Origin of the sequence: Schaalia sp. 19OD2882, from assembly GCF_018986735.1 — a bacterium.
GTDB lineage: Bacteria > Actinomycetota > Actinomycetes > Actinomycetales > Actinomycetaceae > Pauljensenia.
The window spans coordinates 1,853,895-1,870,977 of sequence record NZ_CP065521.1; the positions used below are offsets into that span (position 1 = coordinate 1,853,895).

Annotated in this window: 12 protein-coding genes; 2 read left to right on the forward strand and 10 right to left on the reverse strand. The window is 63.3% G+C overall.

The window, feature by feature from the left end:
- Positions 1-16: 16 nt before the first annotated feature.
- The 6 genes from I6B53_RS08190 to I6B53_RS08215 form a co-directional block, all read right to left on the reverse strand.
- The gene (locus I6B53_RS08190) at positions 17-1,519 is read right to left on the reverse strand and encodes a sodium:alanine symporter family protein (RefSeq protein ID WP_216763768.1); all 1,503 of its coding nucleotides are present in this window, start codon (positions 1,517-1,519) and stop codon (positions 17-19) included.
- Between the two features lie 129 nt (positions 1,520-1,648).
- Positions 1,649-2,092: a hypothetical protein gene (locus I6B53_RS08195; protein WP_216763769.1), complete on the reverse strand. Its 444-nt coding sequence runs from the start codon at positions 2,090-2,092 to the stop codon at positions 1,649-1,651.
- 280 nt (positions 2,093-2,372) lie between these two features.
- On the reverse strand, positions 2,373-3,131 hold the full coding sequence (locus tag I6B53_RS08200; protein WP_216763770.1) for a pentapeptide repeat-containing protein: 759 nt from the start codon (positions 3,129-3,131) through the stop codon (positions 2,373-2,375).
- An 871-nt stretch (positions 3,132-4,002) separates the two neighbouring features.
- Positions 4,003-4,614, reverse strand: a complete 612-nt coding sequence (locus tag I6B53_RS08205; protein WP_216763771.1) for a hypothetical protein — start codon at positions 4,612-4,614, stop codon at positions 4,003-4,005.
- 22 nt (positions 4,615-4,636) lie between these two features.
- The gene (locus tag I6B53_RS08210; RefSeq protein ID WP_216763772.1) at positions 4,637-5,392 is read right to left on the reverse strand and encodes a pentapeptide repeat-containing protein; all 756 of its coding nucleotides are present in this window, start codon (positions 5,390-5,392) and stop codon (positions 4,637-4,639) included.
- Positions 5,393-5,460: 68 nt separating this feature from the next.
- Positions 5,461-5,709: a hypothetical protein gene (locus tag I6B53_RS08215; RefSeq protein WP_216763773.1), complete on the reverse strand. Its 249-nt coding sequence runs from the start codon at positions 5,707-5,709 to the stop codon at positions 5,461-5,463.
- 200 nt (positions 5,710-5,909) lie between these two features.
- Here I6B53_RS08215 and I6B53_RS08220 point away from each other — a divergent pair, with 200 nt between their 5' ends.
- On the forward strand, positions 5,910-6,722 hold the full coding sequence (locus I6B53_RS08220; protein WP_216763774.1) for a hypothetical protein: 813 nt from the start codon (positions 5,910-5,912) through the stop codon (positions 6,720-6,722).
- Between the two features lie 32 nt (positions 6,723-6,754).
- Here I6B53_RS08220 and I6B53_RS08225 read toward each other — a convergent pair whose 3' ends face one another.
- On the reverse strand, positions 6,755-7,363 hold the full coding sequence (locus tag I6B53_RS08225) for a hypothetical protein (RefSeq protein ID WP_216763775.1): 609 nt from the start codon (positions 7,361-7,363) through the stop codon (positions 6,755-6,757).
- A gap of 147 nt (positions 7,364-7,510) precedes the next feature.
- On the opposite strand from I6B53_RS08225, the gene I6B53_RS08230 reads away from it, so the two are divergent.
- The gene (locus tag I6B53_RS08230; RefSeq protein ID WP_216763776.1) at positions 7,511-8,578 is read left to right on the forward strand and encodes a hypothetical protein; all 1,068 of its coding nucleotides are present in this window, start codon (positions 7,511-7,513) and stop codon (positions 8,576-8,578) included.
- Positions 8,579-8,842: 264 nt separating this feature from the next.
- Here I6B53_RS08230 and I6B53_RS08235 read toward each other — a convergent pair whose 3' ends face one another.
- The 3 genes from I6B53_RS08235 to I6B53_RS08245 form a co-directional block, all read right to left on the reverse strand.
- Positions 8,843-9,601, reverse strand: a complete 759-nt coding sequence (locus I6B53_RS08235) for a pentapeptide repeat-containing protein (RefSeq protein ID WP_216763777.1) — start codon at positions 9,599-9,601, stop codon at positions 8,843-8,845.
- A gap of 871 nt (positions 9,602-10,472) precedes the next feature.
- The gene (locus I6B53_RS08240; RefSeq protein WP_216763778.1) at positions 10,473-11,084 is read right to left on the reverse strand and encodes a hypothetical protein; all 612 of its coding nucleotides are present in this window, start codon (positions 11,082-11,084) and stop codon (positions 10,473-10,475) included.
- Entirely contained in the window at positions 11,081-17,017 is a 5,937-nt protein-coding gene (locus I6B53_RS08245) for a DUF6531 domain-containing protein (RefSeq protein WP_216763779.1), read from the reverse strand. The genes I6B53_RS08240 and I6B53_RS08245 overlap by 4 nt, the downstream gene beginning before the upstream one ends.
- Between the last annotated feature and the right edge of the window lie 66 nt (positions 17,018-17,083).

Below are 17,083 nucleotides of genomic sequence, written 5' to 3' on the forward strand. Positions count from 1 at the left end.
GGCGAGCCTATCCCTCTCAGCGGGTGCCTTCAGTGGCCCACACGTCAGTGGGCACGTCACCGGGCAGGTGCGGGTTGTCGACCCCGACGAAGGATGGCTCGGCCACCCCGGCCTTGCGCTGGGCCTCCCAGTCGCGCAGGGCTCCCAGCCCCCACTTGCTCAGCCACACCAAGGCAACCAGGTTCGTCACCGTCATCACTGCCATGGCGATGTCCACGGTGTTCCACACGAGGTCCAGGGAGACCAGTGCGCCCAGGACCACCGAGCCGACGGAGACCACGCGCACCAGCCAGGTGGCCCACTTGGCGCGGGTCATGAAGGTCATGTTCGTCTCGGAGTAGACGTAGGCGGCGATGATGGAGGAGTAGGCCAGGACGAAGACGAGGACTGCCATCGGCAGGATCGTCCACTGGCCCAATTCGTTGGCCACTGCCATCGACGTGAGGTTCGCGGGGTTGACACCCTCGGCGCCCCAGACGTCGGGGCCGGCAATGAGGATGACGAATGCTGTGGCCGTGCACACGACGATGGTGTCGATGAAGACGCCGAGGGACTGGATGAGGCCTTGGCTCACCGGGTGCTCGACGGTGGCGGTGGCGGCCGCGTTGGGGGCGGTGCCCTGACCGGCTTCGTTGGAGAACAGGCCGCGCTTGGTGCCGTTGACGAGGGCGGCGAGGACACCTCCTCCCAGTCCCCCCACCAGCGGCTCCGGCGCGAAGGCGGAAGTGAAGATCTGGGCGAGGACGGCACCGAAGTGGCCGATGTTGAGGATGACGATGACGGCCACGAGAACCATGTAGATGACCGCCATGATGGGCGCCATCCACTCGGTGACGCGTGCGACGGTGCGGATGCCGCCGAAGATGACCATGGAGGAGAAGACGAAGAGCAGGGCGGCGATGACCAGCTGGGCGGGGGTGAGTCCGAAGAGGGTGTCGATCGGGTTCGCACCCGCGTCGCCGAGGGCCGACAGCAGCGTGCCGGCAATGGCGTTGGCTTGGACGGAGGTGATGACGAAGGCGCAGGTCACCACGGTGATGACGGCGAAGACTGCCGCCAAGGCGGGGCTCTTCATGCCGAGTTTCATGTAGTAGGCGGGTCCGCCACGGTAGGTGCCGTCTGAGGCGCGGACCTTGAAGAGTTGGGCCAGTGTGGCTTCGAAGAAGGCGGTGGCCATGCCGACCAGGGCGACGATCCACATCCAGAAGATGGCTCCGGGTCCGCCCATGAGCAGTGCTGCGGCCACACCGAAGATGTTGCCGACTCCGACGCGGGCGGCCAAGGAGATGGTGAAGGCCTGGAATGAGGAGATCCCGCCTTGGGCGCCTCCGCGCGAGGCGGTGACGGTGCGGATCATGGAGGGCAGGTGGCGGATCTGGACTCCGCGTGAGGCGATGGTCAGCAACAGGCCGGTGCCGACCAGCACCCAGACGGTGACGTGCAGGGTGAGCCAGTCTGCGACCGCGAGGACTTGGTCCGCGAGGGACAAGGTCTCTTGGGCGGCGGCGATGACTGACATCGGGTGCTCCTTGCGGCCGGTGCGCTTTGCGCGGGTTGATGGGCCCGCCGATGCTCCCACATGAACGGCGCCGACCGTCGGCAGGTCCATCCTCCGGTCGACGCCGCGTGCGTGGTGCAGGTCAGGTGTTCAGACGGCCATCCACAGGTACAGGGGGTGTCCTGCCTGCTTGGCCTGGACGGCCAGTGCCACCAGTTCGGCTCCGTCTTCGAGGATCTCGTCCGGGTCGGCCAGTTCAACCAGGACTTCGGCGGCCTCGGGGTCGTCGGGATTCGTGGCCAGGGCGGCAAGAGCGTCACGACCGGCGGTTGACAGGCGCATGACGGCGACCTCGCCCTCGTTCCTGATGCCGATTGTCGCACCCATGTCCTGCGAGGCGGCCCCCTCGGCAGTGTCGGGACTCATCATCGCAACCCAGGTGAGTTGGGCGGCGGGGTCCATGTCGAGTTGTGTGCAGGGCAGCGCGGGAGCGCCGGTTTCTTCATCGGCGACACTGGGGCCGCCGACCCGGTCGAGGATGGCCTCCGCTGCGTTGTCATCAGGGGCGATGAAGTAGTCGGCCAAGATTCCCATCGATTGATCTCCTCTCGCGAGCCCCCAGTGGGCTCAGCGTCGGCGCCACTGTAGCCGTTCAGTCTCACAAATGATGTGAGGCGCGACTGGACGCGCCGTGCGTTCGTTCTCACATCGTCAACGTGAGGCCATACCAACTCCGGTCGACGACGCAGGTTGCGCGTTCCGCTTGGGACGGGTCGACGAGGGCGGCGCGCTGCTGGGCACTTTCAGCTGCCCCGGGCTCGCATCCTGATGCCCGGCAGGCGTGGCCGCCCATTGGAGGAATCGTCCTGCGCGGTCACACGTCGTGCATTGCCGCACGCATCATGGTCCACATGAGATCTGAGTCATGCTTCATCCTGACCATGAAGGCTTGACGCTGACCCCGCTGATACTCGGTCGCAATCCACTTCAAGAGAAAGTCGGCATCGAAGCGGTCCTTTCCCTCCAAGGCTTGGGCCGCCTCGCGGCCTCGTTCCAGGCCGGCCGGCACATCCATCACCTGCAAGTACTGCTCCCCCACCGGCAACTTCTGCAACGACAAATCAACCCCCGTACGAAACTCCACCCCCATCAACGTGGCACCGGAAAAATCATTCCCCCGAATCTCGTTGTCCCACGACTCCGCAGGAGTCGACGACGTGGCCGGCTCATCCACATGAGCCCAAAACATCACATCCCGCAACCGAGCACCCTCGAAATCACAATCCACCACATCACTGCGCGACACATTCCACCCGGAAAGACGCGCACCCCGGAAAGAACACTCAACGAAACGCACCATACCACCCCCAAGCCCCCTCAAGGTCGCACGATCGAAAGAGCAGCGCACGAACTCCGACACCACACCCCCCTCACCCGGAGAGAAATACTTCGCCTTCACACGCTCGAAAGAACACTCCGTCAAATGCACGTCCCACGTGCCGAAATTGTCCAACACCAGACCCGAACAATCCACACCCGACACCCGCTGATGTTTGATGTAGCCATGAGGAATCATCTTCCCGGACGGCTCCACATAACCATCACGCAACTCAACAATTCCCACGGTACCCACACCCACTCCTCACTCTTTCTCACTTCGGCATTGCCCACGTCACACGCTCCGCATTCGTACAATTCGGATGCGGCCGCCTCCTGTGAGCAGCCACAGCTCCGGGTGTCGTCAACTCGATCCAGAGATCCAATGTACCGGCACGAGCATCAGGTTTTGGTTGAGACACTGACGACTGGGAAGATCCATGGTCGCGACTGCTTCGAGGAGGCGTCCCCGGAGGCAGCGTGCAAATGCGCGCCTCAGGCGACTCTCCGGTCCGTCGACCCCTGAAGGTCCAGGGGCATGCCTGCATGTGGCACGCTGCCGATCCCGGTGTTTCTTCAGCTTGGCGCCAGTTCTTTCCTTGCCTGTCGGCTTCAACGCAGCTGGGGTGGGCTACGGTGACACCCGCGCCCAAGGGTTCCTGACCCCGGCTTCGTAGAGCTGCCCAGGGCCAGACCCCATTGGCGTACATGAGGACGATGACCGAAGCTGTCACCGCTCAAGCCTTGGCGCAACTTGCCGGCACCTACGCCCCGCCCCCTGTGCTCCTCTTGGCGCACGCCAAGGGACCGGATCGCGTGGATGTCGTCGCCGTATTGACTCGCAATTGCCGAAACTGGCGCCTTGAGGACTCCACTCTTTCTCGGTGCAGTCATCGACCTTGCTCAGGTTGGCACGCACAGACGTCACCCTGGGAATCCACCTCGAACACGCCGATGACCACATGCCCCCACACGCACATGTGTGCAGCCTGACTCTTTCAAGCCACCAGCCACAGCGCTCACGCAATTGACGCCATTTTTCGTTTCGTCCACGACTGGCAGCCACCCTGCCCGGTGTCGACCCAGCCACTGGAGATATTCGGCCGACTCGACCGGCTTTGGAGTCTTCAAAGAGTCGGTGAACTTCGTCGGAACTCCGGAGGCAACACGGGAGCCAAGTCCCGCACCAGTGCATCAAAGCTCGGATCGGAGGCGATCAAGGAGTCGATGGCCATCGCCAGAGCATCGTCGACCTGCCGAAACTGCGGGTCCTCCAACACCAATTCCTCTCCGTCATCCCCACCACTGCCAGGCATTACCCCAAAGAGACGCACCGACACCGACACCATGGTGGGCTCGAACAAATACCACGCGTACGACACCTTGACTTGCTGACCAAGCAATGCTCCGAGACCCAAATCCATGCAAATCAGACAATCCATGGCTTCCGTGGACCAGTCGCGCTCGCTTTCCGGATCCTCCGGTATCGCCTCACTGCGCACCTTCAAACGCCGCCCGATCTCAGCATCCCGCTGACCCGCCGGCGTGGCGACCCACTCGACAATCTCGTCCAGCAGATCCGCGTCGCCCGTGATGCCCTCATCGGCACACCACTGCTCGTACGCCGGCCGCAACACCTGGCCCGCCGCGACGAAGAATCGTCCTGCTTGCTCCCCCGACAGGGCACTCAGGCGCTGCCCGAGCTCATCCGAATGAACCATGAACGGTGTCAGACCCATTGTTGTCTCCTGTTCTGCGCGGTCACACGTCGTGCATTGCCGCACGCATTGTCGACCACATGAGGTCCGGGTGGCGCTTCGCCTTGGCAACGAAGGCTTGACGCTGACCGCGCGCATACTCGGTCGCAATCCACTTCAAGATAGAATCGGCGAAGAAGCGGTCCTTGCCTTCCAAGGTTTCGGCTGCCTCGCGGCCTCGTTCCAGACTGGCCGGCACATCCATCACCTGCAAGTACTGCTCCCCCACCGGCAACTTCTGCAACGACAAATCAACCCCCGTACGAAACTCCACCCCCATCAACGTGGCACCGGAAAAATCATTCCCCCGAATCTCGTTGTCCCACGACTCCGCAGGAGTCGACGACGTGGCCGGCTCATCCACATGAGCCCAAAACATCACATCCCGCAACCGAGCACCCTCGAAATCACAATCCACCACATCACTGCGCGACACATTCCACCCGGAAAGACGCGCACCCCGGAAAGAACACTCAACGAAACGCACCATACCACCCCCAAGCCCCCTCAAGGTCGCACGATCGAAAGAGCAGCGCGCGAACTCCGACACCGCACCCCCACCCCCGGGAGCAAAATACTTCGCCTTCACGCGCTCGAAAGAACACTCCGTCAAACGCACATCCCACAAGTGGAAATTGTTCAACACCAGACCCGAATAATCCACACCCGACGCACGAACCCCACCAATCGACCCGTGCCACTCATCCGGAAGCCATTGGCCACCAGGGCGCAACTCCAATCCAACCGCATTCTCGGACACCACCAGAGAATCCCTTCGATTCGAAGAACGACCCCGCCCCAAGCCACCATCGCCCCTGCTCGGGGCGTTCACTCCTCGATCCCGCGATCCATGCTCACATGCCGAAAGTCTGCGTCGACGCCAAAGTACTTGAATCCCCTGCCGTAGAGGACCTCAACCTCGTCCCGCACAGCCAAGTGTATCTTGTCACCGATGTACTGACGCAAACGCCATGGACAATCCTCAGCAGCCTCGTGGCCCGCCGCTTCGATGGAGACCACAGTGAGGCCGGCCTCATGGGCAACGCCGACAATGCCACAGATGTAGCGCCCGGCCACATGAACGCCCGTGTGCGGGCAGCCCGCCACACCCACCAGATCGACCGGGCCACACACTTCATCAACAACCTGCCCCAGCGGTCAACGGCATCGTCTCGAAGTGCCCCATTCCCAAGTGTCATCCCGCAGATTGAGGACTGTGGGTGGTGCAGGGGTCCACAGGTTGGGCGTGCGGCTGAAGGTGTCGATACTCTGTACTCATGGGTTCTCCGATTGAAGACGCATGCAAGATGATCCGCAAAGGCAAGGTCGCCGAGGGCCTCACCCAGTTGGAACAGGCCCCGGACTGCCCGGACAAGTCCATCGCCTTGGCCGAGATCGCCTACTTCACCTGCGACCTCGAACAAGCCATGGACCACGAAGAGACCGGCCTCATGGGCAACACCGACAACGCCACCAAAGCAGCACCCACCCACATGGACGCCTATGTGCGGGCAGCCCGCCACACCCACCAGATCGACCGGGCCACACACTTCATCAACGACCTGACCCAAACGAAAGTCGCCACCGCCCGCCACCCCCACATCGCCAACATGTGGCGCACCGTCCAAGCCATCGCCTTCGAACGCCTCTCCGGATCCACCACCCCACGAGACTACAGGCCAGTCAAGGTCAACACCGAGGGCCCCGACCCCGACACCCTCATCGCCGACCTGAAAATCCGCTACCGCCACTTGGACATCAACGACCGCGAAACCGGAGGACTCGTCCTCGCAGACATCCTCAGAGACGGGCGCACAGACCTGGCCCTCGACACCTACCTGGAACACAGCGAATCCAAGATCATCGGATGCCCCCACCTCGACGCCGCCCGCCTCTTCCAAGCCATCGGCCGCCCCGACCAAGCCAAAGAAGCCCTCATCCGCTTCACCAAGGATTGGGCACCTCACTCCAGGGTCACGACCCAGCCGATGCGCATGTTCCAGTACTTCGACCTCGAACCCCTCTGGACCCCAGAATTCCTCAACCGAATCATGCACACCCCGAAATGGCCTTGGGGAATCCAGAACTGAGCCCCCGACCCTCACGACGCGAGAACCGAGCCTCAGAGGTCCACAGGCCAGCGCGCTTCAGGCGGAAGCAACGGCGCCAGCACCTCCACCAACTCAACAATGCTCAGACCACCACAACTCAACAAAGCGAAGGCACGATCCACACCGTCCCGCACCTCGACGAACTGCGGGTCCTCCAACGCCAATTCCTCTCCGTCATCCCCACCGCTGCCAGGCATTCCCCCAAGGAGACGCTCCGACACCGATTCCATGGTGGGCTCGAGGAGCGACCACGCACCATCACCGAGATACTCTCCGTCGACCAGAGAGCCGAGGCCCACGTAGGCGCACGTCCAACAATCGATGCCAATGGTTCCGAACTCGCTTTCACCCACCTCCTCTTCAGGCATCTCCTCTGCGCGGGAGAACAGGCTCCGCCCGACCGCCTCATCGCGCTGGCCTGCAGGCTGTTGCGCCCACGTGAGAATCTCATTCATCAGGTCTTGGTCGCCTTCGATCCCGACCTCGGAACACGACCGCACATAGGCCGGATACAAGGCTCGGGCGGCCGCAACGAACAAACGGCCGGACTGCTCCCCCGACAGGAGCGCCGCTTGCTCCTCGACATTGTCCGACAATTCCTCGAATGGTGTTGAACTCATGGTTGGGTCACCGTAATCCCTTCATTGGCCAGTTTCGCAGCACAGTCATGTTCGCTGGGTCCACAGGGCATGCGCCTTGAGGTCCCGACTTCCAGCAGTCGGCCAGTTTTCCTTCGCTCCATCGCCCGCAAAAACTCTTCTCTCCGCGTGGAGCTTCCTGCTGCCGACCACACGCTTCAGTCCCAGTTCAGCGAGCATTTCCCGTTGCCCCTTGTCGAATCCGCTGCTGGATCCAATGAACATCTTACCATTCTCATCAAGTCCAACAGCAAAAGTCCTCACATTCCTGGACGCCGGGTGCAGGCCAGCCTGTCGAACCTGTTCTGCCATCTCTCGAAGATTCTGCTGTGTTGGAAGGTCAGGCGAGTTCCCCAGCGGAACATCGCAACGGTTGTGCACCAGGACGTCCACGCCGCCGCTGGTACGCACATGATAGGTGTGGGCGCCAGCGACTGTGAGGTTGTGCACCGTCTCCTTGCGACCCGTCGCCTCGACAGAAACAACACCAACCAGCTCACCGCCCGGCTGACGCAGAAGATCTCCTTCACGAAGCTCCCCAGCAGCCACTACATCTTGACCACTGACCGGATCGACAGACGTCATCTGGCCGAGGTCGCCTACCTGCGCGGGAACAACGAGGAAGCCATGGGACACGACGAGGCCAGCCACGTCCGCTGGAAAGGATCACCCACACGGTGTTCTCCTCGCACTTGGGAGCATACGCCCGCGCCGGTCAAGGCGCGCTCCGAAGGCCCAGACCGCGACCTCACCATCGCAGAGACGGCCAACGCCTACACGCATTGGAGTCTGGAGGACCCTGACTTCGCAGAACTGTTCATCCAGGCCTTGCTCAAGTCTTCACGCACCGATGTCGCCCTGGAAATCCACCTCGAACATGCGAAGCTCACCTCGGTCTGTCCCACCTGCATGACCACCGCAAGGCTCTTCCACATCACAGAACAGAGCGACCAAGCCACCGCGGCCATTCTTCGTTTCGTTCGCGACTGGGAACCGCGCACGCAGTTGTCCACACAACCACTGGGCATCTTCATCCACCGAGACTTGAAGCCCTGTGGCACCCAACCTTTTGAAGCAGATCCTGCGCCCCCAAGCCTCATCCTTGGCTCGGATGACCATTTCCGCACAGGCCGGTCCCAAGCATTCAGTACGTCGAATCATCCTCGTCGACCCGGAATTTCGTCGGCAACACCTTAGAAAGCATCACTCGAAGCTGGCCGATCGGGCAGTCTCCGGCTTCCGGTGCTGCAATCACCTGGTCACTGTCACCGGAAGCATCCTCCGGAAGACCCTAAGTACTGGCAAACATCTCACCATCCACCGCAAGATCGCGGGAAACAGCACGTGCGAATCCCAGTCGAGGATCCGCTTGAGTAAATCCGCAACACCACATGCTGCCTGAGCTCATCCGAATGGACCATGAAGGGTCTCAGACTCATTGTTGTCTCCTGTTCTGCGCGGTCACACGTCGTGCATTGCCGCACGCATTGTCGACCACATGAGGTCCGGGTGGCGCTTCGCCTTGGCAACGAAGGCTTGACGCTGACCGCGCTCATACTTCTCCGCCATCATTTGCAGCAGGAAGTCGGCAGCCTCGTAATCTTCACCCTCCAGCCCCTTGGCCGCCTCGCGGCCTCGTTCCAGGCCGGCCGGCACATCCATCACCTGCAAGTACTGCTCCCCCACCGGCAACTTCTGCAACGACAAATCAACCCCCGTACGAAACTCCACCCCCATCAACGTGGCACCGGAAAAATCATTCCCCCGAATCTCGTTGTCCCACGACTCCGCAGGAGTCGACGACGTGGCCGGCTCATCCACATGAGCCCAAAACATCACATCCCGCAACCGAGCACCCTCGAAATCACAATCCACCACATCACTGCGCGACACATTCCACCCGGAAAGACGCGCACCCCGGAAAGAACACTCAACGAAACGCACCATACCACCCCCAAGCCCCCTCAAGGTCGCACGATCGAAAGAGCAGCGCACGAACTCCGACACCACACCCCCCTCACCCGGAGAGAAATACTTCGCCTTCACACGCTCGAAAGAACACTCCGTCAAATGCACGTCCCACGTGCCGAAATTGTCCAACACCAGACCCGAACAATCCACACCCGACACCCGCTGATGTTTGATGTAGCCATGAGGAATCATCTTCCCGGACGGCTCCACATAACCATCACGCAACTCAACAATTCCCACGGTACCCACACCCACTCCTCACTCTTTCTCACTTCGGCATTGCCCACGTCACACGCTCCGCATTCGTACAATTCGGATGCGGCCGCCTCCTGTGAGCAGCCACAGCTCCGGGTGTCGTCAACTCGATCCAGAGATCCAATGTACCGGCACGAGCATCAGGTTTTGGTTGAGACACTGACGACTGGGAAGATCCATGGTCGCGACTGCTTCGAGGAGGCGTCCCCGGAGGCAGCGTGCAAATGCGCGCCTCAGGCGACTCTCCGGTCCGTCGACCCCTGAAGGTCCAGGGGCATGCCTGCATGTGGCACGCTGCCGATCCCGGTGTTTCTTCAGCTTGGCGCCAGTTCTTTCCTTGCCTGTCGGCTTCAACGCAGCTGGGGTGGGCTACGGTGACACCCGCGCCCAAGGGTTCCTGACCCCGGCTTCGTAGAGCTGCCCAGGGCCAGACCCCATTGGCGTACATGAGGACGATGACCGAAGCTGTCACCGCTCAAGCCTTGGCGCAACTTGCCGGCACCTACGCCCCGCCCCCTGTGCTCCTCTTGGCGCACGCCAAGGGACCGGATCGCGTGGATGTCGTCGCCGTATTGACTCGCAATTGCCGAAACTGGCGCCTTGAGGACTCCACTCTTTCTCGGTGCAGTCATCGACCTTGCTCAGGTTGGCACGCACAGACGTCACCCTGGGAATCCACCTCGAACACGCCGATGACCACATGCCCCCACACGCACATGTGTGCAGCCTGACTCTTTCAAGCCACCAGCCACAGCGCTCACGCAATTGACGCCATTTTTCGTTTCGTCCACGACTGGCAGCCACCCTGCCCGGTGTCGACCCAGCCACTGGAGATATTCGGCCGACTCGACCGGCTTTGGAGTCTTCAAAGAGTCGGTGAACTTCGTCGGAACTCCGGAGGCAACACGGGAGCCAAGTCCCGCACCAGTGCATCAAAGCTCGGATCGGAGGCGATCAAGGAGTCGATGGCCATCGCCAGAGCATCGTCGACCTGCCGAAACTGCGGGTCCTCCAACACCAATTCCTCTCCGTCATCCCCACCACTGCCAGGCATTACCCCAAAGAGACGCACCGACACCGACACCATGGTGGGCTCGAACAAATACCACGCGTACGACACCTTGACTTGCTGACCAAGCAATGCTCCGAGACCCAAATCCATGCAAATCAGACAATCCATGGCTTCCGTGGACCAGTCGCGCTCGCTTTCCGGATCCTCCGGTATCGCCTCACTGCGCACCTTCAAACGCCGCCCGATCTCAGCATCCCGCTGACCCGCCGGCGTGGCGACCCACTCGACAATCTCGTCCAGCAGATCCGCGTCGCCCGTGATGCCCTCATCGGCACACCACTGCTCGTACGCCGGCCGCAACACCTGGCCCGCCGCGACGAAGAATCGTCCTGCTTGCTCCCCCGACAGGGCACTCAGGCGCTGCCCGAGCTCATCCGAATGAACCATGAACGGTGTCAGACTCACGGCTCAACCACCTGAATTCCTTTGTCCGCGAGTTGGCCCGCACAGTCGTGCTCAGCAGGACCACAGGGCATGCGATTCGACGTACCGACTGCTACCAAATCTGGAACTCCATTCAGCAGCTCCTCTTCCGCATGCTTGCCGTTCATAGTAGGCACTATTTCAATACCAAGTTTATCACACATGGCCGCCTGCCCTCGATCAAAACCGTTGCTTGAACCGGCCCATAATCCCCCCTTGGAGTCCATGCCAACCGCAATCGTCCTCCGTACCCGCGGAAAGAATGACTCTGCGTTCAACCGAATCTGTTCTGCCATCTCTCGAAGATTCGGATTCTGAGGAAGGTCGGGGGTAGTACCAGGCGGAACATCGCAACGGTTGTGCACCAGGACGTCCACGCCGCCGCTGGTACGCACATGATAAGTGTGCGTACCAGCGACCGTGAGGTTGTGCACCGTCTCCTTGCGACCCGTCGCCTCGACAGAAACCACACCAACCAGCTCACCGCCCGGCTGACGCAGAAGATCTCCTTCACGAAGCTCCCCAGCAGCAACAAAACCCCTGCCTTGGACGTAGAACGGGTGCGCGGCAGTCGTCTCGACCTGCCCCACCTCAGTGGACACCACCAAAGTGTCCACATCCTCCAAGACATGCACCTGCTCCACAGGCGCAACCAAGTCCTGACCGCTGGCCGGGTCCACAGTCGCCACCATGTCACCGACTTCGACACTCTCGATCGGTTTCGTGGTCCCATCGCCCAGCAGCACCTCGGTGCCGGCCGTGAAACAGCCGATGCCGGAAGCGCCCGTGAACTTGTTCAGAACACCCCCACCAGCACCCATCAAACCGTCCTGGACAACACCAGAACCCGCCGCACCCGCCATTCCCGACAAGGTGATGGGTCCAGGTCCGGTGACGTAGTCCAAGGTGTTCGAAACAGCACCCTCGACGATGTTCTCCCCCACGCCCGTGAGGATGTTGCGCCCCAAGCACGACCCCACCCCACTGGTCGCCCGCGTGACCAGAGCGCCCGCGCCGCCGCCGGCCAGGCCGGAAATACCACCAATGGCGGCATCGGTGGCCACCTTGCCCCAGTCGACCGAACCGTTCTGGTACTTCTGCGTACCAATCGAAATACCGCCACCCATCAAGGCGCCACCGATCATTGCTGCGCCGATCGGGCCGCCCACGCCCGTGCACATGACAGCCACTCCGGCCACGATGACGACGCCCGCAGCAATGTACTCCCAGTTGTCCTTGACCCAGGACGAGGCGGCATTCCACGCGTTGGCCAGCATCCCGTTGTTCTGGGCGGCATAGGCCTTCAGCTCCGCCTCCGAAACCGGGGACAGCCCCAGTGGGTCGAAGGCCACCGCCGGGTTGTTTCCGGCCCACGAATACGGGTTGCCGACCCAGGAGGATCCGAGCACGGGACGCACAGGGTCGGGCGACAGGAAGGACTGGGTGGTCCGATCCATGACCCGATACGTCATCCAGTCCATGTCGCCGATCGAGGGCGTGGCGCTGGCAGAGATCGACGGGGTCAACCCCGGATGGGCCGCCCCAACACCCGCAGCCGCCGAGGTCTCCGGCCCCACACCTGCGGGAACAGGGTTGCCTGTGGCCAAGGATTCGCCGAACTCCGGAACCAGCCATGCGGCGCCGCGGGCCGCCGGACCGTGGACGCTGGTGGCCGCCAAGGCGTCCACCACCACGTTCTGACCGAATTGGACCAGAGTCGGCAAAGGCGCCCCGGAATCCCAGTAGACGTCCTCGCGGCCCACACGCGACAATTCGCCGCCACCATCCACCGCCAAATCGGTCCTGGCCACCACCGGCGAGTCACCCGAATGCCACATCACCGTCACACCCGACAAGAATCCGCGGTGGTCCCACGAGAAGCGGCGCTCCTGCGCCCCACTGCGTTCACTCACGCGACGGCCGACCCGGTCGTAGGTGTAGCTGGTGCGTGTCCCGTCGGGCGTCACGGAGGAACGCAACTGCCCGGCCGCGTCGTAGGTGCGCACCGTGGCCGCCCCGTCACGGGTTTCACGGGTCAGGCGTCCGCCCTCGTCCCATTCGTAGAAGATCGACGAACCCTCGGAGGACACCGAGGAGACCAGCTGCCCGGCCTCGTCGAAACTGTGCCGCACGCTCAACCCGTCGATCGTCTGCACGTGGATGCGGTCGAACTCGTCGCGTTCCACGTACGAACGCTGGATCAGACCGCCACGGTTGATGACGCTGCTGGCCAGGCCGGCACCGGTGTACGTGTACTCGGCCCGGATGCCCTGGGCTCCAAGGCGCGTGATGCGTCCGAAGGGATCACGCTCGAAAGTGATCTCGCCAGTGGTCGGATGTGACATGCGAGTGACGAAGCCGTTGCGGTCGTACTCGTAGGTCGTCACCGAACCGTCGGGCCCCCGCATGGAGGTGCGCCTGCCCGACGAGTCGTAGGTGTAGTGGACACCCACTCCGTCACGGGTACGCGACACCAGACGACCCATCGGATCCGTGCGCAGCTCGACCACCTGGCCGGAGGCGTCGGTGACAGTGGCGCGACGCTCAGAGGCGTCATGGCTGATCCGCTGGACCACGCGACCGTCCACGATGGTGGTCACCAAGCGGCCGTCAGCCCACTCGAAGCTTGTGCGCCTGCCCGAAGCGTCCACGGTGGACGTCGGCCGGCCCGCCTTGTCAAAGGTGTGGGTGGTGGTTCGCCCCAGCGCATCCGTCTGGGAAGTCATGCGGCCCGCCGAATCAAAAGTGCGGGTCAAGCGCCCACCCATCGGGTCGATGACAGCCACTTGGTGGCCCAAGTCGTCGTACTCGAAACGGGTGACGCCACCGAAGGCGTTGATGGCCTGGACCATCTGACCGGCCTCGTCGTAGACGAAGCGGCGCGGCCCGTTGAAACCGTCGGTCATCCGGACGATCCGGCCGCACTTGTCGTAGGCGACGCGAACCAGACCACGCCCCGGCTCTCGCCTGGCGACCACGCGCCCGCACTCGTCGAAGCGGGTGGTGACCGTGTCGCCGGTCGGCCAAGTCTCCCCCACGACCTGCGAGTCCGCATCGTAGTGGAACTCGTAGCGGTCCCCGCCGGTCGACACGGTGGCACACCAGCGTCCGCAGGCGTCGTACTCGTAGCGGTGGACGGTTCCGTCAGGGTGGACGACCGCAACCATGCGGCCCGCCGCATCGCGGTCGATCCGGGTCACCGCCCCACAGGCGTCGACAATCTCCACCACCCGTCCCAGGCGGTCGAAGCGTTGGATCGACGAGGAACCGTCAGGACCCGTCACGGCCACCAGACGCCCGAGGCGGTCATAGGAGCCGTGCACGCTCTCTTCACCGTCGACGACAGCCGTCGGTTGGCCGTTGACGTCGCGCTCCACCGTACGGCGCACTCCCACCGGATCGGTGGCGGCCGAGACCATGCCAGAGGGGCCGTGCTCCAGGCCCCACGTGCCGCCCATCGGATCGGTGAAGCCCGTCATGCGGGACATGGCGTCGTGGGCGAAGTCCCAGGACGAGCCGTCCGGCAGGGTCACCTTCGACAGGTTGCCCAGGTCGTCATAGCCGTGTTCGAGTCGGCGCCCCAAGGGGTCGACGGTCGAGCGGTCCTTGCCGTGTTCGCCGACCTCGACCTCGGTGCGCCCGCCCATCGGATCGACAATGGTCTTCAGGCGTCCGCCCGGCGTGTACTCCCACCTGGTCAGGCCACCGTCGGGCTCACGCTTCCACGCGAGGGCGCCCGACGCACTGTCGTAGCCGTAGGTGGTGCGGTGACCAAGGGGTGTCACCGCCGCAGTCACGCGCCCCAAGGCGTCACGTTCAAAGCGCGCCACATCGCCCAAGGAGTTCGTCACGGCGACGACCTCGCCGAACTCGTCATGGTCCAGGCGCACGCCCACGCCCGTCGGGTCAATGGTCCTGCGCAACAGCGGCCCGTCCCATTCGAAGCGGGTGACACCGCCCTCGGCGTCGATGACGTGGCTCGGGTTGCGCGAGTCGCCCTCGTATTCGAAGGAGGTGACGGCCTCCTCCGCGTCCTCGCCCGCAAGGACCCGCAGTGACACGAGGCGATCCAAGTCGTCCCACGTCCACGACAGTCGCGCCCCTGTGGGCAGCAGCCGCCGGCTCAGACGTCCACGCGGGTCGTACTCTGTGACGGTGAGTTCGCCGTCGCGTCCCCGCACGGAAACGGGGTTGCCGAACCTGTCGTAGGAGGTGGACTGTCGGCGACCGTCGGAATCGACGATTCCCACCAGGCGCCCGCGTGCGTCGTGGACCCAGGTGTTCGAGCGCGTGCCGTCGGGGTCGCTGGTGACGGTCACTCCGCCGGGCAGGTAGGAGTAGCGGGTCGTGCGTCCGAAGGGCGAACGCTGGGTGGCGACCCGGCGCTGGGCGTCGAAAGTGTTCGCCACTTCGACCACCCCGTCGCCGTCGATGACCTGTTCGAGCAGGCCAGCGGCGTTCCACGTGTAGTTCCTGTCCACGCCGGGGCCGTGCACGCGCCTCAGGCGGCCGGATTCGTCGTACGTGTAGACGATCCGGCGTCCGTCCAAGGCGACCAGTGCAGTGACCCGTTCCCCCTGCCCGTCCCGGACGAGGTCGATGGCGCGCCCCGATTCGTGGGCGATCCGCACCAGGCGGCCGTCCTCGTGAGTGAGGACGAGGACGCCTTTGCCGTCCTCGTGGGTGCGCGGCAGACCCGAGGAATCGAAGGTCGAGCGCAGTCCCCACGAGGAGGTGACCACGTAGCCGCCCTCGTCAGTGGCCTCCAGCCACAGGTTCTCGCCGGTCGCCCTTGCCCACCCCTGCCCGTCGCGGGGGAAGACGATCACACGGCCGTCCTGCAAGCGCATACGGGCACTCTCGGCGTCAATGACCAGGCCGGCCTCACACCATGAGGACCAGCCGACGCCGAAGGCGCCGCCCCCAGTGTCGAGCGAATTGTAGGAACGGCCCCAAGACAAGGGCTCACTGCGGCCCAGGAAGGGAAGGTCCATCTCGAATTCGAGGAACCCGCCCGTTGCGGTGTTCACCGGGTCGTCGGAGTACCCGGTGGTGGGCGGAGAGCCGTAGGCCACCGGCGGGTCGATCTTCAGATCCTCGCGCCCCTCGGACACTCCTGCGGCGGCGAGCGCCTGGGCGATGGCAGCGTCGGGCAGGGACAAGTCCCCGTTGCTGCCTGCCGCTTCGAAGGCCGCGGCCACCGTGTCGGCCCACTGGGCGTCCTGACCGTTGAGGGTGAGCCAGTTGCGCAGGCCCGAAATGAGGCTGGAAGCGTCCAGGGTCGCCCACGAGCACGATGACGCGAAGGATGTCACTTGGCGTTCGAGTTCGGCAGGTTTGCCCGACAGGTCCGTGTCCAGAGATCGCGTCGATGTGGCGAAACTGCGCAGGTTCTCAGGTGTGGCCGAGGACATTCCCCCGGTTCCCCCGCCTCCGCTGAGCGGTTTGCGTTCCTTGGTCGCAGGGTCCTCGGCAGTCTTGCTGGGGCCTTTGGAATTCTCGTCAATGGACTCGAAGGGCGGGTCCTCACCACCGAAGATCACGTCGTGAAGATCATCCAGAACGTTGCGATTCGCCTGGCGTTCAGCCCATTCACGGGCCTTGCGGCGGCGCTCGTTCTCCTGGCGGGCGGCTTCGTCGACCTCAGCGATCTGGGTGGCCACCGAACGCAGCTTCGCGGCGATTTCCCGTAGGTCATCCATCTGGGTGGTGCCATTGTCCGCGAAGAGCTGCGCGTAGTGGCCCTTGAAGCCGGTCGAGCCAGTGGTGCGGGCACTGTTGCGTGACGCCGTCTGGTCGGTCAGGGCAGTGGCGGCCGCCGTGAAGGCCGCAGCCACGTCGGCTGAGACGGCGAAGTCGTACTTCACATCCGGCATTCCGCGCAAAGCGCCAACATTTCCAGCATCGAGTCGCACGATCCGCTCCGTCCGGTTGTCCGTCACAGGTTGTCACACCATTTGTACATACTGCACCACGTGAAT